Below are 25,481 nucleotides of genomic sequence, written 5' to 3'. Positions count from 1 at the left end.
TAGTGAAGCAGCCGCAGGATTGCCGGTTAAAAGCGGTTGGGCATAAGAAGTTCTCTACTTAGAGCGAGTAATGTGCGTGTCGACCCGCTCAAGGCGGTCGGCAGTGCGCTGCGCGCGCTTTTCCAGCAACTGACTCAGGCCGTGCATGAGCAGCGCGACGAACAGCGCCAGCACCACGCCAAACAGGGCGTTGAGCAAGCGCACTTCGGCAAGCTGCCAATCCTGTGCGAGGCTTTCGGCGAGCAGGACGAAGCAGACGCTGGTTTGCAGCACGAACAAGCCATAGTGGTTGGCCTGTATGGCACGGCTGAGGGTGATCAGCGGCAGCAGGGTGGCGACCATCAGCGGCGGATCCTGCAGGCTGTGCCCGAGCAAAATCAATAACCCTGCAGCACCCAGGCTGGCCAGGCTCGACTGCAGGGCCCGCACCAGGCTGCCCTGAAATTCCAGCTGCAGGGTGGTCACCACGGTCAAGGTCAACCAGTAGCCGCGTTCCAGGCCGGCCAGATTGACGGCCATTCCGGCGAGGGAGAAGGCCAGGGTGCAAGCCAGCGCATGCAGGCGCCATTGCCGCCGGGGCAGGCGCTTGGCGTGACGCTTGAGGACCTTGAGCAGGCTGACGAAGCGCGGCATGTACGGCCACATGCGCAGGCCGTGCATGCCGCGCAGGCCGAACGCCAGGAGCATCACCCAGAGACCGCCGAGGGTGAAAAGCATGGCAATGGCCAACGGTTTATCCAGGTTGCCCAGGCCTTGCTGACCTTGGCCCAGGCACAGACAGACGGCCAGGCCTATGCCCAGTTTGCCGGCCTCGCTGCCGAAGCGTTGCAGCCAAGCGAGCAAGAAGCCGAAGGCGCCGAACAGGCCGAGGCTGATCAGCGGGTCGTTGGCCGCCCAGAAACCCAGGCCGGCGCTGCTGGCGCCGAGGCCGATGAGCATCAACATGCGTAGCATGCCAAGCCGGTGCAAGGGGTTGGCCTGGGCAGCCTGAAAGGCGCCGACCGAGGCCCAGAGAAAGCCCGGATGGGCACTGAACAAGCCGAGCAGCAAGGGCAGGGCGCAGCCGAAGCCGGCGACCATCGCCGGCCCCCAGGCCGGCGGTCCAGCATGCCAGCTGAACGTCTTCTGCAAAACGCTTTTCATTGATTACACCGGACTTGAGCGTCCCGTCATTTCTCGGGCCATTTCAGTAGCGTAGCTGTCGGTCATGCCGGCGATAAAGTCGATCATGCGCAGAAACGAGGTATACAGCGATCCGTGCGGATCCGGCGCGTTGTTGCCGAGCAGGTCGAGGATGCGCCGGTGCTTGAACGAGGGCGTGCGCCCACCATGTTGCTCCAGTGCGGCGCCACAGAAGGCGTTGAGGAGGATTTCCAGGGTGGTGTAGGCGCCGATCTCGTGCAGTGTCTTGCGCTTGTCCTGGAAGATCTTCTGCCGCGCCATGTCTTTGGCACTCTGCACACAGCGCTTGGCAGTGGCGTGCATATGTTCGACTAGATCACCCTGCACGGTGCCTGCCAACAGCGCGTCCTGTTGCTCGACGAAGGCGTGGGCGGCGGCGTTGGTCAGGTGTTCGATGGCCTTGCCGCGCAGGATCGCCAGTTTGCGCCGCTTGGAATCCTGCGGGCCGAGCTGGCGGTAGGTTTCCGGCAGATCGTCGCCGACCAGATCGAGCAGCAGGGCCTCGACTTCGCTGTAGTCGAGCAACTCCATCTCCAGACCATCTTCCAGATCGATCAGGCCGTAGCAGATGTCGTCTGCTGCCTCCATCAGATAGACCAGCGGATGGCGTGCCCAGCGTTGTTCTTCCAGTTGCGGCAGGCCGAGCTTGTGGGCGATCTGCTCGAGCAGTGGCAGTTCGCTCTGGTAACAGCCGAACTTGTGCTTCTTGTAGCCGAGCGCTTCGGCGTGGCGTGCGGTCCAGGGGTATTTCAGGTAGGTGCCGAGGGTCGCATAGGTCAGCCGCGTGCCGCCGTCGAACTGGTGGTATTCCAGTTGGGTGAGCACGCGAAAGCCCTGGGCGTTGCCTTCGAAACTGAGAAAGTCGCCGCGCTCGGCCTCGCTCATTGCATCCAGCCAGCCACGTCCGGCGGCCTGCTGGAACCAGTGACGAATCGCATCCTCGCCGGAGTGACCGAACGGCGGGTTGCCGATGTCATGGGCCAGGCACGCCGACTGCACGACCATGCCCAGGTCGCTCGGTTCGCACCAGTTGGGCAGTTCCGCACGAATCATCTCGCCGACGCGCATGCCCAGCGAGCGGCCGACGCAGCTGACTTCCAGCGAATGGGTCAGCCGCGTGTGGATATGGTCGTTGCTCGACACCGGGTGTACCTGGGTCTTGCGGCCCAAGCGGCGAAAGGCACCGGAGAAGATGATCCGGTCATGATCTTTGTGAAACGGGCTGCGGCCCAGTTCGTCGGCGCTGTGCGTCGGCTTGCCTAGGCGTTCGCGGTTGAGCAGTGTTTGCCAGTCCAAGGCCAGTCCTCGCCATTCAGTGGCAGATGGCCCTAGCTTCGGGGTTCGTGCGATTGCCTGCAAGCCTAAACTCTGCGGCATGCGGGTAAAGCCAGGAAGATCGGACAATCCGCGTGCGGCTGGCGGGTCGGGTATAGCGTTGCTAAGGTCAAACCAGGGGGCGCAGGGAATCTTGGAGTCGGTTGCGCCTCCGCTACATGAATGGAACCACCAACGGGGGGCGGTGGACTCGATGTCAGGCGCTGGATGAAGCGGTTTCCGCTCCAGAGGTGGGTGTATGAACAATGCAATCGTCTTGCTCGCTCGGCTGTTTCTCGCACATATTTTCCTGCTGGCCGGATTCGGCAAGATCACCGGCTACGCCGGCACGCAGGGTTATATGGAAAGCATGGGCATACCCGGCGCACTGCTGCCGCTGGTTATCGTCCTGGAAATCGGCGGCAGCCTGGCGCTGATCTTCGGTTTTCTCACCCGTTGGGCGGCGCTGGCGCTGGCCGCGTTCTGCGTGGCGGCGGCGGTGATCTTTCATCGCAACTTCGACGAGCAGATGCAGATGATTCTGTTCATGAAGAACTTCGCCATGGCCGGCGGTTTTCTACTGCTCTACGTGCAGGGGCCTGGCACTTTCAGTATCGATGCCTGGCGCGGCAAATAAGGAGTCGGGACGACGGCCGAGGTAGGCCGTTAGCGTGGCCTGATTCGCTCGGCGAGCACGCTGCCGTCTTGCAGCAGGCGTCCGCGCACCTGCACATAGTCACCGGCCTGGGGTGAATGATCGAGGCGGGTCGCGGCGTTGACCTTGAGCGCCAGCCCGTCCAGCCGCCAGTTGCCGCCGAGTGTGCCGTGCAGGCGCAGCTTCGCCCCTGTGGGCATGGCTGCCGGCTTGCCCTGCGCATCGCGGGCGCCTTGCTCGACCCAGGCGACGATCAAGGCGATCTCCCTGTCATCGAGAAAGGGTGGGCCGTCATAGGGCATGCGCGGCCGTGCCTGTCCACGGATGCGCCGCACCAGCTCGCTGGCCTCGGCCGAACCTGGTACCACGCGTGCGCGCTCACCGGAGGCCAGGGTCGCGGCATAGGACGACAGCAGGTAGCCCTCGGGCGCTGTCCCCATGATCCCTGATGCCGAGTGACACTTGACGCAGCGTTGGTTGAGAATCGTCTCGACATGGCTGTAGTTCACCGTTTCGCCGGGCTGCGGCGAGGGCGTGGCCGGACGGTTGGCCGCGGCATTCCGCGCAGGAGAGCCTGCACCGGGCGGCAGGCCGGCGGCGATCCAGCGCTCGAACAGGGTGATCTCCGCTGCACTGAGAAAGGGTGGGCCGCTCAACGGCATGCGCGGCAGGCTGAGGCCCTTGAGGCGCTTGAGCAGTTCACTGCCGGCGGGGTCGCCCGCCCGCACCACGGGGCCGCGCTGACTGCCCGCGAGCAACTGGTCCAGACTGTCTAGCGACAGGCCCAGTGGTGCCTGCGGGCCGCTGTGGCAGAGCACGCAACGGCTTTGCAGGATCGGAGCGATGGCGCTATAGGCGGGTTCGGCAGCGTTGCTTTGCAGGCCTGTGAGCAGGCTCGGCAGCAGGGCAATCGCCAGCGTACGGGAGGAATGATCAGGCATGGCGAACCACGTCTCAGGGTTGTATCTCGGTCTCCCAAGACTAGCTGGTGCTCCGTTGCCGGATGGAAAATATCAGCGGGCAAAGCTGCCGTAGCCCGTGTGTGTTATGGCTCAACCAGGCAAGACCATGCCGGTTGCACGCTTATGGGGCTTTTGTCTCGCTGTCAGTGCCACGCGGCGGGTTACGCCTGAGCAGCGGGAAGGCGATCAGGGCGATACGCAGCCAGCGTCGCCAGTTGCCGCGGCGTACGCCCAGCGTCGCGAGTAGCAGGGCGCCACCAGCGACCCAGAGTGGGGCGTTGCTGTTGCCCAGCTCTTCACGCCAATGGCTGCTGAAATACTGCGCCTGCCGCAGCGGTTGCAGCATTACCAGGGTTTCGTGGCGCAGTTCCTGGCGATGCATTTCCAGGCGCAGACGTAGCATGGCTTTGCGCAACTCGCTGCGCGAAGCCTTGGCGGATGGTTCAGGTAGGCTCATGGCAACAGTTGCTCGCGATCGCGGGCCAGTTCTTCGAGGCTGGCGCTGAATGGTGGGGGGGCATTGCGCAGGTGTGTCAGCAAGCGCAGCAGGCAGATCAGCAGACCCAGACCATAAGCGGCGCACAGGAGAAAGATCACCGTCAGCCGATAGCTGTCCCAGAAACTGATCAGCAGCGCAGCGGACAGGCCGATCACCAGGAGCAAGCCAAACACCAGGCTCAGACTGGTTAACACCAGCAGGCGAAGGGTGTGGCTTTGCTGTTCTTTCAGCTCTTCGCCAAACAGTGCGATATGACCCTGTAATAAACCCAGCAAGGCACCGGCAAAGCGCCGCGGCGAGCCGCCGCGGCTAGGTGTGGAGGGGGTGGTGGCGTCCATGTCGTCTCTCATTAGCGCCGCGTGATCAGCATGCCCAGCAGCAAGCCGATGGCGGCGGCCACACCTAGGGTTTGCCACGGATGGGTTTGCACATAACCCTCGGTAGCCTGAACCGCAGCCTTGCCGCGATCACGTAGCGAGTCTTCGGCATTGTGCAAGGTGGAGCGGGCGCGGCCGAGGCTGGTACGGATCTGTTCGCGTAGCTCTTCGGCTTGCTCGCCAACCAGGCTGGCCGAATGTTGCAGCAGTTTTTCAGTGTCGCTAACCAGTGCCTGAAATTCGTTGATCAGTTCGTCCTGGCTTGTTGCGCTGGCGTTTTTACGAGGCATCGGGTCTCTCCTTGAGCGGTTTTGTTCAGTGTAAGAGGTTCGAGTGTAGTGCGGGGATTGGGTTCCTTCTTTATGTGGTTGGGCGGTTTCGCCTTCGTATCGATCGGGTACTGGTACAACGCTTGCATTGTGCTGGTGCGCGCTTTTGGTCTAATGCTCTTTTATGGGGCCTGCCAAGGGTCGGCCTGGACGCCATGGTGCATTTATAAGTAACTAATAAATAAAGATTAAGTGCCTTTTATGTAGTTTCAGCTGGGGCCATTTCAGTGCCCTGCATGACTGTGCTGCATAAAGCAGTCTGGTCGATGCGCCACCAGATGGTGCGTCTTCGATCATGAGTGAACTGCTTTGGTGCATATTCCCTAACCACGGAGTTTTCTTCGCTGATGGACGACATCAATAGTGCTGTGGAAACCCTGATTCACGGCTCCAACACCCTGTTTATCCTGCTTGGTGCGGTCATGGTGCTGGCCATGCACGCCGGCTTCGCCTTTCTCGAGGTGGGCACGGTACGGCAGAAGAATCAGGTCAACGCCTTGTCGAAAATAATCTCCGACTTCGCCGTATCGGCCCTGGCCTATTTCTTTATAGGCTATTGGGTCGCCTATGGCGTGACTTTCCTCGAGCCGGCGAGCGTACTGACCGAAGGCAACGGTTATGCCCTGGTCAAGTTCTTCTTCCTGATGACTTTCGCCGCAGCGATCCCGGCGATCATCTCCGGTGGTATCGCCGAGCGCGCCAGGTTCGGCCCGCAACTGTGCGCCACCATTCTGATCGTGGCCTTCGTCTATCCGTTCTTCGAAGGCGTGATCTGGAACGGCAACTATGGCGTTCAGGCTTGGCTCGAGGCGCAGTTCGGCGCGCCTTTCCATGACTTCGCCGGTTCGGTGGTGGTGCATGCGATGGGCGGTTGGCTGGCCCTGGGAGCTGTGCTGTTGCTGGGGCGGCGTAACGGGCGCTATCGTGACGGCAAGCTGGTGGCGTTCGCGCCGTCGAATATTCCGTTTCTCGCCCTGGGCTCGTGGATCCTGATCATCGGCTGGTTCGGTTTCAACGTCATGAGTGCGCAGACCCTGGGCAGCGTCAGCGGCCTGGTGGCGGTCAATACGCTGATGGCGATGGTCGGCGGTACCGTGGCGGCCTTGCTGGTCGGGCGCAATGACCCGGGCTTTCTGCACAACGGCCCCTTGGCCGGACTGGTGGCCGTATGTGCCGGCTCCGACCTGATGCACCCGGTCGGCGCCCTGGCCACTGGTGCCATCGCCGGAGCGCTGTTCGTCTGGGCGTTCACCGCGACCCAGGTCAAATGGAAGATCGACGACGTACTCGGTGTCTGGCCATTGCACGGCCTGTGCGGCGTGTGGGGCGGAATCGCCTGTGGGATCTTCGGTCAACAGGCGCTCGGCGGCCTGGGCGGCGTCAGCCTGAGCAGTCAGCTGGCCGGTACCGCGCTGGGCGTGGTGGTGGCGTTACTCGGTGGTTTGCTGGTGTATGGCGTACTCAAGGCGCTGGTCGGCATCCGCTTGAGCCAGGAAGACGAGTTCAATGGTGCCGACCTGTCGATCCACAAGATCGGCTCGGTCAGCGACGACTGATCAAGGGCGATCCAGAACGCAAAAAGCCCGCTCGAATGAGCGGGCTTTTTGTTTTCAGCCAGGTTACAGCAGGGGGATGCTGTAGCTGACGATCAGGCGGTTTTCGTCGAGGTCGCCACCAGTGGCCGCCGCATTGCTGCGAACCATGGCATTGCGCCAGCGCACACCGAGGTTTTTCAGGGGGCCTTCCTGAACAACGTAGCTGATGTCCAGATCGCGTTCCCATTCCTTGCCATCGCGGCCGCCGGCACCGGCGAAGTCTTCACCGGTGACATAGCGTACGAAGGCCGTCAGACCGGGTACGCCATAGGTAGCGAAGTTGATGTCGTAGCGCGCTTGCCAGGACTTCTCGTCCTGGCGGGTGAAGTCGAGGATCTGCAGGTAGTTGACGATGTAGGGGTCGGTCTCGCTGAGGAAGGGGAAGGCATTGTCGCCGCCGACGTCCTGATAACCCAGGCGGAAGGTGTGCGCACCCAGGCCGGCCCAGAGGTTGACCGAGGTCAGGTCGTTATCCAGCGCACCACCGAGCTTCTTGCCATTGTCCTGGGAGTCGAAGTACGCCAGGTTGGCGCCGAGCTTCCAGTCGCCAATCGGCTGAATATGAACCAGGTTGTAGAGTTTCTGGTCGTAGATGTCTTCAAGCTCGCCGTACCACAGGCCCACCGTGGTGTTGCCGCCGTTGAACTTGTAGTCGCCACCGGCGAAGTTGTAACGGTCGCTCTGACCGCCGACGTTGCTGGCAGTAATGTCCTGGCTGTCGGTGGAGTTGCGGAAGTTCACCTCGCGCAGCTGACCACCATTGAGGCTCAGGCCATCGATTTCCTGGGAATTGATCATGCCGCCGTTGAAGACCTGCGGCAGCAAACGCGAGTCGCCGGAAGAGACGATCGGCAATTTCGGCATCAGACCACCGACCTTGGCCACGGTCTTCGACATTTTCACTTTGACTGCCGCGGTCGCTTCGGAATATTCGTCCGGGCCTTCGTTGCCAAAGCTATTGGGCAGCAGGTTGGTGCCAGCGCGATCATCCGACGAATCGAGCTTCAGGCCCAGACCGGCATAGGCATCCAGGCCGAAACCGACGGTGCCTTCGGTAAAGCCGGACTCGGCCTTGAAGATAAAGCCCTGTGCCCACTCCTCACGTTTGGATTGCTGCGCTGCGGTGGTGTTGCGCAGGTCGCGGTTCAAATAGAAGTTGCGCAGCTCCAGGCTGGCTTTGCTGTCTTTGATGAATTCGGCGTGAGCCAGGGACGGTAGGGTGAGGCTGGCGCCCAGGGTGGCAAAGGCCACTGCTTGGGCGAGGCGCGTCTTACTCATTATTATTGTCTCCATGGTGGTGTGCGAGCCGGCACATGACCGACCTGTTACGGCATTGCGGAATAAACCACGCGCGCGCTTGGCTGGCCTTTAGACTTTAGTCGGCAGGCGTTATGTATCAGTGACTTGCGCGTGACTGGCCAGTCTGTAATGGGTGACTTACCGAGCATTCGCGGGGCTGGCTTCATGGCTCGGCACGACGGTCGGCACTCGACGTGGCCCGGACATGCGCTACCTGGCTGGCTCGAACGCCTGGAGGGGCCGTGCGCCGTTGGTCGGCCAGTACCGGCTGCCTGCTCAAGTTCGCCTGCTCGCGGCCGTCAACCGAGTAGATATCCTGCTCTGGTACCTCGTCATGAACCCTCTGGCCCCGCTCGCATCGCCTGCTTCACGTTCGTCTCTGCCGAACACCCCGTCAGCCATTCGCAATACCGCAGATGCGCAGCAGACCCTGGCCAACCGTCTGGCCGAGCGTCTCGGTCTTGAGCCAGGTGCGCTGAGTGGCAAGCGTGATGCCTTCAGCCCGGAAAAGGTCGCCTCGCGGGTGCTCGGTTTTATCGAGCAACGTCTGCACAGCGAAGCGGCCGCCGGGGCCGATCCGGCCAAGCTGCAGGCGCTGATGACCCAGGCGCGCGATGGGGTGGAAAAAGGCTTTGCCGAGGCACGCAAGATTCTCGATGGCATGGGGGTGTTGCAAGGCAAGGTGGCGGCGGACATCGACGACACCTACCAGCGCATCCAGGAGGGTCTGGGCGACCTCGGTAAACGCTTCGACCCGGCCGCGTTAGAGACCGCCGGCAATACCCGGGTCGCGGCCTCCAGCGAGCGCTTCGCTGCCGCCGCGCAGACCTTCGAGATGGCGGTGACAACCCGTGATGGCGATCGCCTGCGCATCTCCGTCGCCCAGGCGTCGGCCAACTGGTCGCAAACCAGCGTTGCCGCCACCGGTAACGGCAGCGCTGTTGAGCTGGTCGCCAGCAGCCGGTCCGGCAGCGTGCAGATCGGCGCCTGGCAGGTCAGCGTCGACGGCGAGCTGGACGAACAGGAGCGCGCGGCCCTGGACAAGCTTTTTGCGCAGGTGCAGGACCTCTCCGACAAGTTCTATGCCGGCGACCTGACGGGCGCTTTCGATCGCGCCATAGCGCTGGAGCTGGACGGCGAACAACTGGCCTCCATGTCTCTGCGCCTGACCCAGAGCAGCGTGCGTCAGGCCACCGACGCCTACAGCGCCGTGGCCGAGCAGGGCGGTCAGGCGGCCAGCGCGGTCAATACGTCGCTGATTGATTATGCCAAGGGCTTGTTCGAGGCATTGCGCAACGTCGATGACCTGTTCGAGGATGGTCGCAGCGGTCTGCAGGAGCTGCTCAAGGGTGGTTTTGCCTTGGATCCCCGTCTCGACAGGGCGCGCCTGGATAAGGCCGAACTGCTTAACAACCGCCTGCTCGAAGGTCTGCAAGGCCTGCTCGGTCCTGCCGCGCTGCCGACTGCGGTCTGATACCTGACCCAGGGGCTCTGATGCAGGCGCAACCTTACGCCAGCAGGGCGCGGTGCTAGACTGCAAGTCCCTGTTGTATGGAGGCCTGCGGATGCTCCCTGAATGCCAACTGTTCGGCACCCTTGGCTGTCATTTATGTGATGTGGCCGAAGCGATGCTGATGCCTTTCGTCGAACATGGTTTGTTGGTCGAAGTGGTCGACATCGTCGAGCGCGAAGACTGGCTCGATCGCTATGCCTTGCGCATCCCCGTATTGCGTCGTTGCGATACCGGCGCCGAACTCAACTGGCCGTTCGAGGCCGAGCAGGTTGTAGAGTTCTTGCGCTGAGAGCTTGTGAAAAAACGCTCGCCTACTGCAACCGCCTCCAGGCGACCGTTACTGACGTTGCTCTACCTGAACGGAGCGCAGCGGAGTAACAGCCGCAGGCTGGCCCGCAGGGCGAGCGAAGCGAGTCAAAGCAGGGTCATCTAGCTCACCACCCCCCCCCCCTGTTTTCCACGCAGTGCGCCTTGCTGCGAGCGCCTGGAGACTCTCTCGCGACGGTGCTCGATATTTTCACAAACTTTGAGGGTTTAGTCCTGGCGATATCGGTCGATAAGGATTCAAGCTGCTCTGATTACGCACTCTATCTTGCGTACCTCGCCGGCTTGTCATCATCGGTTTGGACGACATGCTTGGCCGCAGTTTTAGCCCTGATGTACGCGTTGGCTGTTGTCCGTCGATTTAGTCGGGTGGGCCGGAGGTGTATCAGGTAATTGTTCTCGGATGGATCGGGCTCAACTGTTAGGCTTTGAGCATGTGCAGAGCGGAATTCGAAGCGGAGGGTGGTTGATGAGTGTGGTGCTGGGGGATGCGTTATCGCTGCTGTTATTCCGTTTGCACAGTGGTCGTTTGTTAGGCATTAACCTGCTGAAGGTCAAGGAAATCATTCCTTGCCCGGGATTGACCAAGCTGCCCAATCGCCATCCCCATGTGCGCGGCGTGGCAACCCTGCGTGGTGCGTCCCTGATCGTGGTCGACCTGGCGCGGGCAATTGGCGAACGCGGGGAGGCTGACAGCCGGGACGGTTGCCTGATCGTCACCGAACTGAGCCGTTCGCGACAGGGGCTGCAGGTGCAGAGTGTCGAGCGCATTGTCCAGTGCTCCACCAGCGACGTGCGCCCGCCACCGGCCGGCACCGGGGCGAGAGCCTTTATCACCGGGGTGACCCAGATCGATGGCGCCATCGTGCAGATTCTCGACATCGAGAAGGTCCTGCACGAGATCACCCCTGTGCTCCCGGAGGAGGTCGACGAGCAGTTGCTCACGGAGGCCGAGCGCGACCTGCTGCGCGGTCGCCGCGTCCTGGTGGTGGACGACTCCCACGTGGCTTTGCAGCAGACGCTGGTCACGCTGCGCAAGCTCGATCTGGATTGCCAGGCGGTGAGAAGCGCCGCCGGTGCCCTGGAGGTGTTGCTTGCCCAGCATCAGGCCGGGCTGCCGATCGAGGTTCTGGTCTCGGATATCGAAATGCCGGAGATGGATGGCTACAGCTTGGTCCGGGACATTCGTCAGCGTAGCGATATCGGCCAGACCTATGTGCTGCTGCACACCTCGTTGGACAGCACCATGAACACCGAAAAAGCGCGCGCGGTAGGCGCCAATGATGTGCTCACCAAGTTTTCCACCGTGGACTTGAGCAAGGCGCTACTGCACGCGTTTCAGAGCCTGTGAAAAAACGCTCGCCTGCTGCGACCGCTGCAAATTCGACAGCCCGCCCGCTGCGGCGTTGCGCTCGATATTTTTACCACTGCTGAGTCGTGTACGCCTGAGCAAGTAGAAACGCACACTGGATCTGCCAGGGGGCGTTTTCTATGGGCTTTGGCATTATTGCGGGACGCCGAGGATTGACAGGCAGGGCGGCAGCCAAGGCGAATTGTCCGCCCTCCTAGGTGGTCCGGCGTGTACCTGGTTCGGGGCACAGGGTACTGCCCAGAATGCCCGTGGCCGCGCATCAGTGTTGCCTATCGGCGTGCGAGCCTGAGCCGTCGTGAATCGCCGATCGGTTCGCGGGCGGCAATGATGCTGCGATCCAGGTCGCCCTTGAGCGTTTCGAACAGGTCGAGGGTAAACACCCGGTTGCCGATAAACCAGGAGTGATCCTGATTGCCGAGGAAACCGTGCGGCTGGTCGTTCGCTTGCAGCGCAGGATCGGCCAGCAGGGCCTGGTGATAGGCACTGCAGTCAATATCCACCGCCCTTTGCGGCGCCGACTCCGGCAGGCCGACGCGCCCCGCACGCGGGGCCACTCCGACGCGCTTGACGTTGGACAGCTTCAGCACGCTGTCGGCAAAGCTGAAGTAGTTGGTCAGGCGCGAGCAATGACGGTACAGCGAGGCGCTGCTGGCATGACCGTCACTGAGCGAGGCAGCGGATACGTCGGCAGCGATCAGGCACAGTTGGCTGATCATCCAGCAGTTGTTCTCCAGCTTGGCATCGTCGGCGTCGTCGAAGGCTTCGCGCACCACATAGGCGCCCATGGAGTGGGCGATGATATGGGTGTTGACCGCGCAATCGGGGGTTTGCCTGGTCGCGAGCAGGGCGATCAGGTCGGTGACCAGCTGCATCGCCGAGCGCTTGGCATCGTGGCGGTCTTCCAGGTAGCCGACGGTCTTGTTGTCGCTGGGCCAGTCGAAGGACACCAGCACACCTTTCCAGCCTATGCTCGTGAGGTCGGCATTGAGGCGGCGGTGGCGTTTGATTACCTCTGTGGCGCTGTTGTTGTAGCCGTGCACGTACACCAGGATGTCGCCGCGCTCGGCGCCGGTACGTTCGTCCGTTCCCCAGATCGCCTCACTCAAGAGTTGCTGCAACCAGGCCTTGACCCAGGTTTCGCCCATGCGGCCATGGCTGGGCAGCGGCTCTTGGGCGTCGCTGGGGACGACCAGCATATGCGAAGGGCCGGGTTCGGCATCGAATGCGCCTTGTCTGACGCGGCGGGCGCTGACCACGAAAGCGTTCATCACGAATCCTCCTTGTCTGCTGAAGAAGTGGCTCCGTGTGATGCGTCTACGACCTGGCTGGCGTATCCGAGCCTGTGTCTGCTGCCTGTGCTATCTGATCACCAGCAGGCTGGCGATATGCAGGGGGTGAGCATGTCCCGCGGCTCCAGTTCTAATCGGGCAGGGTTGTCAGTTGGGTGGGCCGGGTGGACCCAGGAGCATTTGCATAAACCAGATGAAGACGCCGTAACCACCGGCTAGGGCGATCGACAACAGTAGGAAAAAACAGATGATAAGGAAGAGAAGCAGGCGGGTTTCCTTACTTCTGGATGGTTTGTCATCAAGCGCTGCGGGCATCTCGGCTGACTCTATGTCTGGTCAGTTTCAGGCTAGACCTCAGGGGATGAATTGGCATAAGCGCCGGGCCGAATCAGGACAGACGGTCGCAACGGCGGGGGGCTTGTTCGGCTCTGGCACAACACTTGTGCGCAGTAGCCATGAACTGGCGGAGCAGAGCGCGTGCTAGGCTTTGCCGCGGCCTGTTTGGGCCTTTTCGTTGAGTGTCGTCGATGTCTTCTTCTGTTGTCAGTGCACACCTCAAGCGCGGTACGGCCGGTTATCGACGCGCCACCCTGGCGTTGTTTTGCGCCGGTTTCGCCACCTTTGCCTTGCTCTATTGCGTGCAGCCGCTGTTGCCGTTGTTGGCCGCGCATTTTTCGGTATCGGCAGCCGGTAGCAGCCTGGCGTTGTCGCTGACCACCTTGAGCCTGGCGCTGTGCCTGTTGCTATCGGGCGCCCTGGCCGAGAGCTGGGGGCGCAAGCCGGTGATGGTCGCTGCCTTGGGCCTGGCCTGTGTACTTGGCATTGCCTGTGCGCTGGTCGAAACCTGGGACTATCTGTTGCTGCTGCGCGCGTTGCTCGGTCTGGCGCTGAGCGGCCTGCCGGCGCTGGCCATGGCCTATGTCGGCGAGGAGTTCGACCCCGAGGCGCTGCCGGCGGCCATGGGCCTGTATATCGGTGGCACGGCGTTGGGCGGTCTGCTCGGGCGCCTGCTCGCCGGTCTGCTCAGCGATATCGGCGGCTGGCCGTTGGCATTGGGCGGCATCGCGGGGATGGGGCTGTTGGCCTTGGCGCTGTTTATCTGGCTGCTGCCGCCGTCGCGGCATTTCCGTGCCCAGCCGTTGTCGCTGCGCGGGTTGCTCGGCAACTTCGGCCAACACCTGGGCAACCCGCAGCTGCGCGCACTGTTTCTGCTGGCATTCCTGTTGATGGGCGGCTTCGTCGCGTTGTTCAACTATGTCGGCTTTCGCCTGGCGGCGGCGCCGTTCGGTTTATCGTCGACCCTGATCGGCCTGCTGTTCACCGTGTACCTGGTCGGGATTGTCAGTGCCGGTTGGGCTGGGCGCCTGGTGCCGCATTTCGGTGCGCGGCAGGTGCTGCAGGGCGGCATCGGCATCATGCTGATCGGCGTCGCGCTCTGCGCCACGCCCTGGCTGAGCGCCGTGGTGCTGGGCCTGGCGTTGTTCACCCTGGGCTTTTTTGCCGCCCATGCGGTGGCCAGCGGGCAGGTTGGTCAGCATGCCAAAGGCGCCAAGGCGCAGGCCTCGGCGCTGTATCTGTGCGCCTATTACCTGGGCTCCAGCGTGGTCGGCTATGCCGGCGGCTATGTCTGGGAGCATGCCGGCTGGTTGCCATTGCTGGCTGTGTTGGCGGGTTTGTTCCTGGTGGCGGGGTGGTGGGCGAGACGCTTGTAAGGTTTTCCGGATTGCCTCCGGGCTTGCAAAAAGCATCGCGGGCATGGGCTAGGCGCTCCCGCCGCTCCTACGATTTCTATGTCCTGCGAGGCTTGCGCATCAACATAGGATCCACGCCCGCACCGGGTCAGCTTTCCTGGGCGCGATAGGCACCCGGGGTCAGCCCGGTCCACTTTTTGAACGCGCGGTGAAACGCCGAGGGCTCGGAGAATCCGAGCTGCTCGGCGATGTCCTGGATCGAAAGGTCGGCGCGGCCCAGGTGATAGATCGCCAGGTCGCGGCGCAGCTGATCCTTGAGTTCCTGAAAGCTCGAGCCCTCTTCGCGTAGATGACGGCGCAGGGTCTGCGGGCTCATATGCAGCTGCTGCGCTACCGCTTCCAGGTCCGGCCAACTGGCGCAGTCGCGACCGAGCAGGCGGCGGATCTGACTGGTCAGGCTGTCGCCGCCATCCGGGCGGGCGAGCAGATCGGCTGGCGAATGTTCGAGAAACTGCTTGAGCGTGCGCTCGTCCTGCAGCAGCGGCATGGCCAGGTAGCGCGCCTGGAACAGCAGGCTGGTGTTGCCGGCCGCATAGCGCCGCGGGCAGGGAAACAGCAGGTCGTATTCGCCGCTATGGGCCGGCTCGGGATAGCTGAAGGTGGCTTCCTGCAGACGGATGCGCTGGCCGATCAGCCAACTGCCGAGGCGATGCCAGATCACCAGCAGGCTTTCCAGGAGGAAATGATCCGGATCCCATAGGCGGCTGTCATCCACGCTAAGCCTGGCCAGGTCGCCCTCGCGTTCGAGGCGGATGCTCGGCGCCTCGGGGAACAGACTGTAGAACAGCGCGCCACGGCTGAGGGCCTTTTCCAGGGTGCGGCAGTGGATGATCGCGTAACACATCATGGCGAAAGTGCCGCGCTTGCTGCGGATACGGCCAAAGCCCATGTATTCGTCGTCCAGGGTCTCCCACAGCAGTTGCAACAGGCGGGTGAACTGCTCCGGGGCAATGCGCGCGCGCGGCTCGTCGAGCAGCGCTGGCTGGATGTTCACCTGGCGCAGCAGCGGCGCGCAGTCATGACCCTGGCGCTCGGCGCCGCGCAATGCGGCGCGGACGAAGTGGCTGGCGATGGTGCGTTCGCGCATTGGCTGGGCTCGTGAGTAAGGCCGGCCGATGTTAGCAGGCCGTTGAGCAACCACCTACGTGGCCGCTTCTCGATAAAGCGAGGGGCGTCAACAGTGGCCAGTCGGGGTGTGTGGAACGAGCAGGCCTCTGCTAGACGCTCAGCTCATGACTAAGCACCGCACAAGGTAGAGGGATTTGTTCGCGGACAAACTGTGCCAACTGTGCGGCAGGCAGCGGGCGGGCATACAGATAGCCCTGGGCCTGCAGGCAGCCCAGGCGGTAGAGCGCGTTGGCCGTTGGCGCGTCCTCGACACCTTCGGCGATGGTCTCGAGACCCAGTGAACGGGCCATTTGCACGATGGCGGTGATGATCGCGCGACTGTCGCTGCCAGTCGTCAGGTCGCGGACAAAGGACTGGTCGATCTTCAGCTTGTCCACCGCCAGGTTGCGTAGATAGGCCAGGCTGGAATAGCCGGTGCCGAAGTCATCGATGGACAGTCTGACGCCCATGGCCTTGATCCGCTTGAGGGTTTCCAGGACCTCAGCGGTATTGTCGAGCAGGCTGGATTCGGTGATCTCCAGTTCCAGCATATGGGCGGGCAGCTGTGAGTTGGCGAGGGCTTGCCGCACCAGCTGTTCGACGTTGTCATGTTGCAACTGGATGGCCGAAAGATTGACCGCAATCTGCGGGATGGCCAGGCCGGCGCGGTGCCAGGCGGCCGCCTGGGCGCAGGCGTGCTGCAGTATCCACTCGCCCATCGGCACAATCAGGCGGCTTTCTTCTGCGGCAGGGATGAAGCGTCCCGGCGCGATCAGGCCCCATTCGGGGTGCTGCCAGCGCACCAGGGCTTCGACACCGATCAGTGTGCCGTCGCGCAGGTCGATTTGCGGCTGATAGTGCAACAGCAGTTCATCGCCATCGATGGCCTGGCGCAGGCCGTTGAGCAGGTTGAGGTGTTCCAGGGCTTCGCTGTTCATGGTCGCATCGAAGAACCGCCAGGTCTGGCGGCCATCCTGCTTGGCCTTGTACATGGCGGTTTCGGCATTGCGCCGCAGGCTTTCGAAGCAGTCGCCATCGCTGGGTGCGACTGCCACGCCGAGGGACAGCGAACTGCTGATAGTGCGGTCAAACAGGGAAAATGGCTGGCGCTGCAGCGTCATGATCTTCTGCGCAATGGCGGCGGCATCGTCGGCGCTCTCCAGATCGGGCAGGAGGATCAGGAACTCGTCGCCGCCAGGCCGGCAGAGCGTGTCGCTGTGCCTGAGCAGCAGACGCAGCCGCTCGGCCAGCGCGACCAGCAGGGCATCGCCGTAGGAGTGGCCGAGTGAGTCATTGACGGTCTTGAAGGCGTCGATGTCCATGAACAACAACGCCACATGCTTCTGGCTGCGGTGGTTGGCCATGAGGGCCTGGTTGGTTCGGTCGCGCAACAGGTCGAGGTTGGGCAGGCCGGTCAAGGTGTCGTAGAAGGCCAGGGTCTCGATTTTCTGTTCGGCCGCCTGGCGCTCGCTGACTTCCGCCGCCAGGAGCCGGTAGGGCTCGTGCACGCTGGAAATGAACACCACGCGGTAAATGAACCAGTAGGAGAGCACTTTGTAGAGGTGGCCGAGCAGGCTGTAGATGTCGTTGACGTTGCTGTAGGCGGTGAAACACAGCTCGGAAAGAATCGACAGGGCCACCGCCAGAAACAGGCCCTGGGCGTCGTAGGCATGCGCGCGCCGACTGTCGCGCCAGAAGCACAGGGCGGCGGTGGTGAGCACCGAGATGACCAGCCATTCGACGATGATCTTCAGCGGCGTCAGGCCCACGCCATCGATAAAGGTGCGGGGGAACAGGGCCGGATGCCAGAGTTGCAGGTAGCTGAACAATGCCGTCACCAGCAGCGCCGCGCCCAGCAGGTAATAGCGGGTTGTCGTCTTGCGCAGTGCTGTCCAGGGTCGCAAGGCCACTGTCAGCAGGCAGAAAGCGGCGCTCAGGCGGGCCGCGAGCCAGAAGTCGATGGCCTTTTCCGGGCTGGCCGCGGTAATGAAGTCGGGCATGCCGCGATACGACAGCACATGGGCGAAGTCCAGCAGACCTACCGCGAGAAAGCCGCAGGCCAGGATCAGCAGGTTGCCGGCGCGTTCCACCCGGTAGCTGTGCCAGGTGACGCTGAACACCAGCATGGCGACCACGATGGCGAAGAACTCGCTGGTGGTATGCAGCCAGGTCGGAAGCCAGCCGTGGCTCTGCTTCAGTTCGGCCGACTGGGGCAGCAGCCAGATGCTCAGCAACAGCAAGGTCAGGCTGCCCAGCAGCAGATAGGTGCAGCGACTGTATCTGGCCGTGCGGTGGCCGGTAGCGAGCAACGGATCGTGCATGCGTGGTCTGCCGTTGGCGGGGACAAGGTTGCCCTGGTTGTATTTGGTGTTGGGCTATTGCTGCATGCGGCAATCCGCACTGTCTAAATAGTAACCGCAGTCTGCGTAAGGGTTACCACGACTATAGCCAATCGCGCGGGCGCTGAGAATGTGGGCGTAAGTCGTAACACCATGGTTGATTGGGTCAATCACTGCTGAGCGTTGGGGTCATTGAGGCGAGGGGGCTGAGGCACCTAACCTGCAGGACGACTTCAGTTCAGGGAGCATGCCTGCATGCAGCGCAACATTTTCGACAGCCAACACACTATGTTTCGCGACGCCTTCCGCGCCTTTCTGAACAAGGAAGTAGTGCCGCATCAGGACGCATGGGAAGAAGCCGGCATGGTCAGCCGCGAGGTGTGGCGCAAGGCCGGCGAGATGGGCTACCTGCTGCCCTGGGCCGATGAAGAGTATGGCGGCTCCGGGCTCAAGGACTTCCGCTACGAGCAGATCATGTGCGAGGAGCTGGCGAAGATTAACGAGGCGGGCTTTATGCTGCCGCTGCACTCGGCGCTCTGTGGGCCCTATATCGCCGAATACGGCAACGCCGAACAGAAGGCCCGTTTGCTGCCCGGAATCATCCGCGGCGAGCTGATCCTGGCGGTAGCGATGACCGAGCCGAGTGCGGGCTCCGATCTGGCCGGCATGCGCACCACTGCAGTGGACAAGGGCGACCACTACGTCCTCAACGGTTCCAAGGTGTTCATCTCCAACGGTCTGCTGGCCGATGTGGTGATAGTCGCGGCCAAGACCGACCCGGCCAACAAGCACGCCATGGGCCTGTTTCTGGTCGAGCGCGGCATGCCGGGGTTCGAGCGCGGCGCCAAGCTGAAGAAACTCGGCATGCACAGCCAGGACACCGCCGAGCTGTTCTTCAACGAGGTCAAGGTGCCCAGGGCCAACCTGCTGGGTGATGCCAAGGGCGGCTTCTACTACCTGATGAACATGCTCGCCCAGGAACGCCTGACCAATGCCTGCGGTGCGGTGGCCGGGGCCGAAGCGGCGTTGCAGGTGACCCTCGATTACGTGAGGGAACGCAAGGCCTTCGATCGGCCGATCTCGCACTTCCAGAACACCCGCTTCAAACTGGCCGAGATGCGCACCCAGATCGACGTCGCCCAGGTGTTCGTCGACCGCTGCGTGATGGATCACAATCAGAAGAAGCTCACCCCGGAAGTGGCCGCCGAGGCCAAGCTGTTCACCACCGAACTGCTCGGCAAGGTGGTCGACGAGGGCGTGCAGTTGCACGGTGGCTGGGGTTATATGTTGGAGTACCCGATCTGCAAGATGTATGCGAACGCGCGCATCCAGCGCATCTTCGCCGGCACCTCGGAGATCATGAAAGAGATCATCAGTCGAGGTATGAAACTGTAGGTGGGGGCAACCCGCCATTCGGGCGCACGCCACGCGCTGTTCAATCCGCACACAAGGAGCCGTCATGAAAGGCCCGCTGTCCTCGCTGAAAGTGCTGGATTTCTCCACCCTGCTGCCAGGCCCGTTTGCCTCGCTGCTGCTGGCCGATATGGGCGCCGAAGTGCTGCGCATCGAATCGCCGACGCGCATGGACCTGGTGCGCGTGCTGCCGCCCCATGACGGCGGCGTATCGGCCAGCCACGCCTATCTCAACCGCAACAAGCGCTGCATCGCCCTGGACCTGAAGCAGGCCGAGGCGGGGGCGCTGGTCAAACAGCTGGTGGCCGAGTACGACATCGTGCTGGAGCAGTTTCGCCCCGGGGTGATGGACAAGCTCGGGGTTGGCTATGAGGCGCTCAAGGCGATCAACCCCAGGCTGATCTATGTATCGATCACCGGCTATGGTCAGAGCGGGCCGTACAAGGACCGCGCCGGTCACGACATCAACTACCTGGCTCTGGCCGGGATCGCCAGCTACACCGGGCGCCGCGATCGCGGGCCGCTGCCGTTGGGCATCCAGGTCGCCGACATCGCCGGCGGTTCGCTGCACGGGGTGATGGGCCTGCTGGCGGCGGTGATCCAGCGCCAAGTCACGGGCGAGGGCCAGCAAGTCGATGTGAGCATGACCGATTGCGCCTTCAGCCTGCACGGCATGGCCGGCGCCGGTTATCTGGCCGGCGGGGTCGAGCCGCAGATGGAAAACCAGGTGCTCAATGGCGGCAGCTTCTACGACTACTACCGCACCCGCGATGGCCGCTGGTTCTCGGTCGGCAGCCTGGAAGCGCAATTCATGCAGCAGTTCTGCACGGCCCTCGGCCGCCCGGAGTTGGCCGCGCGCGGCCTGTCGCCCAACCCGCAAGACCAGCAGGCGCTTAAGCACGAGATCGAAATCGAGTTCGAGAAACGCGATTTTGCCGAGTGGAGCCAGCTGTTCGCCGGCCTGGATGCCTGCGTGGAACCGATGCTCAACCTAAGCGAGGCCGTCGAACATCCGCAGGTCAAGGCCCGTGGCCTGGTCACCGAAGTGCCGCGCCCAGGCAACGCCCCGCAGGCGCAGATCGCCTGCCCGATCAAATTCTCCAGCGGCCTGCCCGCGCCCCGTCATATCGGTGCGGCACTGGGCGCGCATACCGAGCAGGTGCTGGCCGAACTGGGTTATTCGGCCGAACGGATTGCCGAACTGAAAGCCAACAAGGTCGTGGCGTAAACGGGGGATAGTGTTGTTCTTCGCAAGCGTTCTCCTCAACCTCAGAGGTTGGCCGAGCGCCGCAGGCAGTGCACCATCAATTACCGACGCTCCACATATCCGCCGTGCTGTCGCTGCGCTCCTGAGCGGCCGACGCTTGGCTTTAGCCTGAACGCATAAGCCTCGCACCGGTCGCCGATCACGTACTCCTCAGAACACCTGCAGCAACCGGATATTCAGCCGGCTGTCCTCGCGAAAGCCGTGTTCAACTGCGATATCCCGGCCGACGGTGGCCGCCAGCTGGGTGCCGGGCAGGAAGAACCAGGCGAAGCCCGCCGACCACTTGCTGCTGCGCTGGCTGTCGTCCAGCCAGCTCTGTTCCATGCGGTTCTCGCCGCCGCTCTGGTGGGACAGGCCGACACGCAGGTCGAGGTTGTCGCGTAGCGGATAGCGCAGAAAGCCCTGGTACTGGTAGCTGGGTTTCTGCCGATGGGTCCACTTGTGTGCGCCGTAGCTGTGGTTGCGCCCGTAGAAGGTCACATCGGCCGCCAGATCCAGCGCCAGCTTGTCGCCGAGCCCGGTGACATAGCCGGCCTGCAAATTGAACTTCCAGCGATTCTCGCCGAGGTTCAGCGCCCGGTCGTGGTCGTAGCTGCCGAGCGGGATGAACAGATAGGGCGTGATGCCGAAGAAGCGCCGTCGCTCCGGCTGGTTGAGCAGCCAGATCGGCATCGCCAGGATCGGGTCGGCCAGGCCGCCGCTGTCGCCCAGGGCGCCGCCATCGTGACGCCCGTCGAGGCGGCCGAATGGCAGCAGGATCTGCGGTGCGATGCGGTAGCCGCCCAGGTCGGTGTAGTGCACCAGACGCAGGATGCCGATCTGTGAATCCAGCCCGGCTGAGCCGGCCTGCTGGTCACCGTCCCGATAAAGATGGTCGCGCTCCGCGTACTGCAGGTAGAGCAGCCCCAGGGTGGTACCGACGGCAGCGGGCACATAGTCGCCGGCATCCAGGTCCAGGGCCTGAGCGGGCCGGCCCCAGGACAGCAGCGCGCCCAACAGCAGCAGGCCCCAGAGCGCTATCCAGACTTTCGCATCGACTTGCCGGGCACCAGCAGGCCGTTGAAAAACTACCTGCGTTGGCAATACTGCGTTAAAAACAGGCTCGGAATGCTCATTTACAGCCAGTAAAGTCGAGTGCGACCCCAGCCCCTTCCTCGCCTGTTTTTGCCTTGTCTTGCCTGCCTCGCCTACATTGTTCAACGGCCTGCCAGGGCGCAGCGGCATTGGTGTATTTGGCAGCATCTTGATTCCTCGTTTTCTTGTTTGATGTGAACGGTGCAGGTCTCGCCGGCAGCTGGGGTGCCGGGGTTATTGCTGCGGATGGCGTGGGTCCCACAGCAGTCGATCCAGCCCCTGCTCGTACTGCATGCCGCGCGGGAAACTCACCAGCTCCAGCTGCAGGCCCCAGGGCGCCAGGAAGTACACCCAGGTCAGGCCGGCTGCCGGACCCTCGCTGAAGGTGCTGGGCGTATCGAGCACCCGCAGCTGCTTCGACTTCAGGTAGGCGATCGCCGCATCCATGTCGTCCACGTAGAACGCCAGATGGTGGCCGCCGATATCGCTGTTGCGTGGCAGCCGGCGATTCTGATCCGGCGCGCCGTACTCGAAAATTTCCAGGTTGGTGCCGTTGCCGCAGCGGACCATCTGGAAGTCCTTGATCACGGCGCGCGGATGCACGTTCAGGTGGCGCTCCATCCAGTCGTCCGCAAACTTGAACTCGCCGAAGGTGAAGTAGGCTTCGCAGCCGAGCACTTCGACGAAGAAATCCGTCGCCTGGCGCAGACTGGGTGCGGTGATGCCGATGTGCTGCAGGCCCTGCATGCCGGGAAGCCCGCCGGCCAGCGCCAATGGCGACAGCGCGGCAGCGGCGAGGGCGAGGAGGAAACGGCGCAACAGGTGGGTTGTTGCTTGGAAAGTCATGGCGATACTCCTGGTACAGGATTGGCAAGCGGTCGCCCGCCGCAGGCTTGCGCGCCTGCGATGTCGTTCGACTGAGAAAGTGCGAAGCGGGCAGGGGTCAGCGGCGGGGTAATCGCCGCGGCGCTTGCTGGCGCAGCGGCAAGCCGGGACGGCAAAGCAATGGCCTGGGGTGGCTCTCAGCGCGGCGGGTGTCATCGATAAAAGGCATCGGGGTAATGGCGGGCATGCTGCATCCTCGTCTTGTTGTTATGGGGCCCGTTGCCGGGCTCACCGACTAGATGGCAGGACCCATGCCAACCCCGTCGCGGTTCTTGGTTGTGGCTGCAGTCGATTGATTTTTAAAGGGATTTTTGGCGATGGTAAAAACTTGTATCAACCTGCGGAAGGCCGCCGACTGTCACGCCGCTTACAGCTGTAATGCCCGTCGTTACAGGTATTACAGGCTTCGCAGGGCAGGCGCTGGGGGAGTAGACTCTGGCCCATAGACGGATGCGCCCGGCTTGCCTGCGAGCAGGCCGGGGCGCAACAAAAACAAGATCGTCAGCGCGTGCTGCCTGAGCATGCTGCGTCGCGCGTCCGAGGAGGCTGCATGCGCATCATCCCGCCCAGCAGTGTGCATATCGACACTGTCCTGTCCCATGCCGCCGACCCGGCACTGGCACCGCTGGGGCAAGGTTTCGACCCGCTGATCTCGCGCTCCTGGCAACGCTGTATCCAGGACTACGGCCTGGACCCGGCCAAGCCGGCACCGCCGCGTTTCGTCCCGCGCCAGGTGCTGCTCGATCACCAGGATCAGGCCGACGAACTGATTAACGTGGCCCGCGCCGGCGTCGAACAGCTGTACCGGCATATCGCCGAGCTGGGCTACGTTGTGCTGCTCACCGACAACCGCGGGATCACCGTGCAGTTTCTCGGCGACCCGGACGACAAGGCCGCGCACCGCAAGACCGGCCTCTACCTCGGTGCCGACTGGAGCGAGGATCATGCCGGCACCTGCGCGGTGGGCACCTGCATCAAGGAGCAGCAGGCGCTGACCTGTCACCACCATGACCACTTCAGCGCCCACCATGTCAGCCTCACATGCACCGCGGTGCCGATCTTCAATCCCCAGGGCCAACTGCTCGCCGTGCTGGACATCTCCGCCCTGCAGTCGCCGCCCTCGAAAGATTCGCAGACCTTTGCCCTGCAACTGGTCAAGCAGTACGCGCGGATGATCGAGGACGCCTACTTCCTCAGGCGCTACCGTGACACGCACATTCTCTGCCTGGACAGCTCGCGCGAGTTCGTCCTGATCAACCGTCATTACCTGCTGGCGATGGCCGAGGATGGCAGCCTGCTGGCGGCCAATACCGCCGGCCGGCAACTGCTCGCCGAGTGCGCCCTGGAGCTGCCGCTGCGGCCCTCGGCGCTGGCCCCCAAGGTCGGCGTGCAGCAGCTGTTCGATTGCGAGCTGGAGGATGTTTTCAATATCCCCTACGCCAGCGCCGACCATGTGCGCGCCTTCCGCACCCATCGGCAGAATGCGCTGTATTTCGCCGCCCTGATGGAGCCGCGCCGCGCGCCTGTGCAGGCGCTGGCCAGCAGCCGCGAACTACCACGCTGCGCCCTGGATGAACTGGCCGACGACGACCCCTTGATGCGCAAGATGCTGGCCCGCGCCAAGCGCCTGTGCAGCGAACCGCTCAACGTCCTGCTCAATGGCGAGACCGGTACCGGCAAGGAACGCCTGGCCCGTGCCCTGCACGAGAGCGGCAATCGCAGCCAGGCCGCCTTCGTCGCGATCAATTGTGCGGCCATGCCCGAGTCGCTGATCGAGAGCGAGCTGTTCGGCTACCAGCCGGGCAGCTTCACCGGCGCGCGCGGCAAGGGCATGCGCGGGCTGATCCAGCAGGCCGATGGCGGCACCCTGTTTCTCGACGAGATTGGCGACATGCCGCTGCACCTGCAGACCCGTCTGCTGCGCGTGCTGGCCGAGCAGGAAGTGATGCCGCTGGGCGCGGACAAACCGATCAAGGTGGACATCCGGGTGATCGCCGCCAGCCACCGCGACATTCGCCAGATGATCGAGGCCGGACAGTTTCGCGAAGATCTCTACTACCGCCTCAACGGCGCCACCCTGAAGCTGCCGGCACTGCGTGAGCGGGCCGACAAGGGTTACCTGATCGAGCGGCTGTTCATGGAGTTGAGCGAGCAGCGCCAGCGTCCGCCGCGCCTGCGCGGCGATGCCATGAGTGCGTTGCTGGGTTATGCCTGGCCGGGCAATATTCGCGAACTGCGCAATGCGCTGCAGTACGCCCTGGCCACCTGCGAAGGCGAGGAGATCACCGTCGACGACCTGCCCGAGCAGTGCCTGCCCAGCCCCGGGCCGCGCCTGCCAGCACCGGCAGAACAGGCCCGCACCCTGAGCGCCGATCCGGCTGCGCAGCTGGAGGCAACCTTGCGCCGGCACCGCTGGAATGTCAGCGCCGCGGCGCGTGAACTGTCGCTGTCGCGGCCGACCATCTACCGCTGGATGAAGGTCTACAACATAGTGCCGCCGAAGGCATGGGAGTGAGTTGCTGGCTTGGCCGCGGAGCGGGTTCTTTTAGGCTCTGTACCAGTTAGCTGTTGTATGCAGCAATTCCTTGTAGGAACGGGCGGGACGCGCAGTCCCATGCCCGCGAACCTCACGAGGCCAGACACTTTCGCGGTCATGGACCGCTCCTACAGATTGCAGGGCTTATGCTGATTAGTTCCCTCGCCCCTTTGGAGGCGGCCGGCTAGAAGAGGGTTAGAGTGAAGGGGGCCGTAGGGTGCGCCGTGCGCACCAGGACAGATGGCAATGGTGCGCACGGTGTTCAGCCGGGATACATGGGTAACGCCTGTCGGGAGACATGGGTAACGGGTTGACGATCCTCACTTGCGCTTTCTCAAGTCGATCTGGCGGATGGTCTTGTGGATGAAAATCACATCGTAGACGCCATCCACCTTGGTC

22 protein-coding genes are annotated in these 25,481 nt (G+C 63.0%); 9 read left to right on the top strand and 13 right to left on the bottom strand.

What is annotated here, in order from left to right; translation table 11 throughout:
- Nucleotides 1-54: 54 nt before the first annotated feature.
- Complete coding sequence (locus tag R3355_RS22130; RefSeq protein ID WP_318947742.1) at nt 55-1,143, bottom strand: FUSC family protein; 1,089 nt, start codon at nt 1,141-1,143, stop codon at nt 55-57.
- Nucleotides 1,144-1,146: 3 nt separating this feature from the next.
- Entirely contained in the window at nt 1,147-2,478 is a 1,332-nt protein-coding gene (locus tag R3355_RS22125) for a deoxyguanosinetriphosphate triphosphohydrolase (RefSeq protein WP_318963238.1), read from the bottom strand.
- Between the two features lie 277 nt (nt 2,479-2,755).
- Between R3355_RS22125 and R3355_RS22120 the strand changes: the two genes are divergently transcribed.
- Nucleotides 2,756-3,133, top strand: coding sequence for a DoxX family protein (locus tag R3355_RS22120; RefSeq protein ID WP_318963237.1), 378 nt, complete (start codon nt 2,756-2,758; stop codon nt 3,131-3,133).
- Between the two features lie 29 nt (nt 3,134-3,162).
- Here R3355_RS22120 and R3355_RS22115 read toward each other — a convergent pair whose 3' ends face one another.
- From R3355_RS22115 to R3355_RS22100, 4 genes are all read right to left on the bottom strand, one after another.
- The gene (locus tag R3355_RS22115; protein ID WP_318963236.1) at nt 3,163-4,092 is read right to left on the bottom strand and encodes a c-type cytochrome domain-containing protein; all 930 of its coding nucleotides are present in this window, start codon (nt 4,090-4,092) and stop codon (nt 3,163-3,165) included.
- A 142-nt stretch (nt 4,093-4,234) separates the two neighbouring features.
- Nucleotides 4,235-4,570: a hypothetical protein gene (locus R3355_RS22110; RefSeq protein WP_318963234.1), complete on the bottom strand. Its 336-nt coding sequence runs from the start codon at nt 4,568-4,570 to the stop codon at nt 4,235-4,237.
- Nucleotides 4,567-4,950, bottom strand: coding sequence for a phage holin family protein (locus R3355_RS22105; RefSeq protein WP_318963233.1), 384 nt, complete (start codon nt 4,948-4,950; stop codon nt 4,567-4,569). Before R3355_RS22105 ends, R3355_RS22110 begins: the two co-directional genes overlap by 4 nt.
- 11 nt (nt 4,951-4,961) lie before the next feature.
- Nucleotides 4,962-5,279, bottom strand: a complete 318-nt coding sequence (locus R3355_RS22100; protein WP_172147476.1) for a DUF883 family protein — start codon at nt 5,277-5,279, stop codon at nt 4,962-4,964.
- A 386-nt stretch (nt 5,280-5,665) separates the two neighbouring features.
- Between R3355_RS22100 and R3355_RS22095 the strand changes: the two genes are divergently transcribed.
- Nucleotides 5,666-6,874, top strand: coding sequence for an ammonium transporter (locus R3355_RS22095; RefSeq protein ID WP_318963232.1), 1,209 nt, complete (start codon nt 5,666-5,668; stop codon nt 6,872-6,874).
- Nucleotides 6,875-6,937: 63 nt separating this feature from the next.
- Here the strand turns inward: R3355_RS22095 and R3355_RS22090 are convergent, their stop codons facing one another.
- On the bottom strand, nt 6,938-8,191 hold the full coding sequence (locus R3355_RS22090) for an OprD family porin (protein ID WP_318963231.1): 1,254 nt from the start codon (nt 8,189-8,191) through the stop codon (nt 6,938-6,940).
- A 355-nt stretch (nt 8,192-8,546) separates the two neighbouring features.
- Here R3355_RS22090 and R3355_RS22085 point away from each other — a divergent pair, with 355 nt between their 5' ends.
- The 3 genes from R3355_RS22085 to R3355_RS22075 all read left to right on the top strand — a co-directional run bounded on the left by R3355_RS22085 (nt 8,547) and on the right by R3355_RS22075 (nt 11,400).
- The gene (locus tag R3355_RS22085) at nt 8,547-9,686 is read left to right on the top strand and encodes a DUF5610 domain-containing protein (RefSeq protein WP_318963230.1); all 1,140 of its coding nucleotides are present in this window, start codon (nt 8,547-8,549) and stop codon (nt 9,684-9,686) included.
- 91 nt (nt 9,687-9,777) lie between these two features.
- Nucleotides 9,778-10,014, top strand: coding sequence for a glutaredoxin family protein (locus tag R3355_RS22080; protein WP_318963229.1), 237 nt, complete (start codon nt 9,778-9,780; stop codon nt 10,012-10,014).
- Nucleotides 10,015-10,518: 504 nt separating this feature from the next.
- A complete protein-coding gene (locus R3355_RS22075; protein ID WP_318947759.1) occupies nt 10,519-11,400 on the top strand; it encodes a chemotaxis protein in 882 nt (293 codons plus the stop codon).
- A 290-nt stretch (nt 11,401-11,690) separates the two neighbouring features.
- Here the strand turns inward: R3355_RS22075 and R3355_RS22070 are convergent, their stop codons facing one another.
- Nucleotides 11,691-12,689: an alpha/beta hydrolase gene (locus tag R3355_RS22070; protein ID WP_318963227.1), complete on the bottom strand. Its 999-nt coding sequence runs from the start codon at nt 12,687-12,689 to the stop codon at nt 11,691-11,693.
- A 168-nt stretch (nt 12,690-12,857) separates the two neighbouring features.
- Complete coding sequence (locus tag R3355_RS22065) at nt 12,858-13,025, bottom strand: periplasmic nitrate reductase, NapE protein (protein ID WP_318947763.1); 168 nt, start codon at nt 13,023-13,025, stop codon at nt 12,858-12,860.
- Between the two features lie 212 nt (nt 13,026-13,237).
- Between R3355_RS22065 and R3355_RS22060 the strand changes: the two genes are divergently transcribed.
- Complete coding sequence (locus R3355_RS22060) at nt 13,238-14,422, top strand: MFS transporter (protein WP_318963225.1); 1,185 nt, start codon at nt 13,238-13,240, stop codon at nt 14,420-14,422.
- A 127-nt stretch (nt 14,423-14,549) separates the two neighbouring features.
- Here R3355_RS22060 and R3355_RS22055 read toward each other — a convergent pair whose 3' ends face one another.
- Complete coding sequence (locus tag R3355_RS22055; RefSeq protein ID WP_318963224.1) at nt 14,550-15,548, bottom strand: AraC family transcriptional regulator; 999 nt, start codon at nt 15,546-15,548, stop codon at nt 14,550-14,552.
- Between the two features lie 130 nt (nt 15,549-15,678).
- The gene (locus R3355_RS22050) at nt 15,679-17,889 is read right to left on the bottom strand and encodes a putative bifunctional diguanylate cyclase/phosphodiesterase (RefSeq protein WP_318963223.1); all 2,211 of its coding nucleotides are present in this window, start codon (nt 17,887-17,889) and stop codon (nt 15,679-15,681) included.
- A gap of 273 nt (nt 17,890-18,162) precedes the next feature.
- Between R3355_RS22050 and R3355_RS22045 the strand changes: the two genes are divergently transcribed.
- Together R3355_RS22045 and R3355_RS22040 are read left to right on the top strand one after the other, a co-directional pair.
- Nucleotides 18,163-19,302, top strand: coding sequence for an acyl-CoA dehydrogenase family protein (locus R3355_RS22045; protein ID WP_318963222.1), 1,140 nt, complete (start codon nt 18,163-18,165; stop codon nt 19,300-19,302).
- 64 nt (nt 19,303-19,366) lie between these two features.
- On the top strand, nt 19,367-20,548 hold the full coding sequence (locus tag R3355_RS22040) for a CaiB/BaiF CoA-transferase family protein (protein ID WP_318963221.1): 1,182 nt from the start codon (nt 19,367-19,369) through the stop codon (nt 20,546-20,548).
- A gap of 189 nt (nt 20,549-20,737) precedes the next feature.
- Here R3355_RS22040 and R3355_RS22035 read toward each other — a convergent pair whose 3' ends face one another.
- Nucleotides 20,738-21,670 (bottom strand): transporter, encoded by a 933-nt coding sequence (locus R3355_RS22035; RefSeq protein WP_318963220.1) that lies wholly within the window; start codon nt 21,668-21,670, stop codon nt 20,738-20,740.
- A gap of 225 nt (nt 21,671-21,895) precedes the next feature.
- Nucleotides 21,896-22,507 (bottom strand): VOC family protein, encoded by a 612-nt coding sequence (locus R3355_RS22030; RefSeq protein ID WP_318963218.1) that lies wholly within the window; start codon nt 22,505-22,507, stop codon nt 21,896-21,898.
- A 589-nt stretch (nt 22,508-23,096) separates the two neighbouring features.
- Here R3355_RS22030 and R3355_RS22025 point away from each other — a divergent pair.
- The gene (locus R3355_RS22025; RefSeq protein ID WP_318963216.1) at nt 23,097-25,061 is read left to right on the top strand and encodes a sigma-54-dependent Fis family transcriptional regulator; all 1,965 of its coding nucleotides are present in this window, start codon (nt 23,097-23,099) and stop codon (nt 25,059-25,061) included.
- Nucleotides 25,062-25,481 lie beyond the last annotated feature (420 nt).

It is taken from the genome of Pseudomonas sp., assembly GCF_033723075.1.
Classification (GTDB): domain Bacteria; phylum Pseudomonadota; class Gammaproteobacteria; order Pseudomonadales; family Pseudomonadaceae; genus Aquipseudomonas.
The sequence above is the reverse complement of the archived record's forward strand: the minus strand, read 5'-3'. Positions and strand labels throughout refer to the sequence as shown.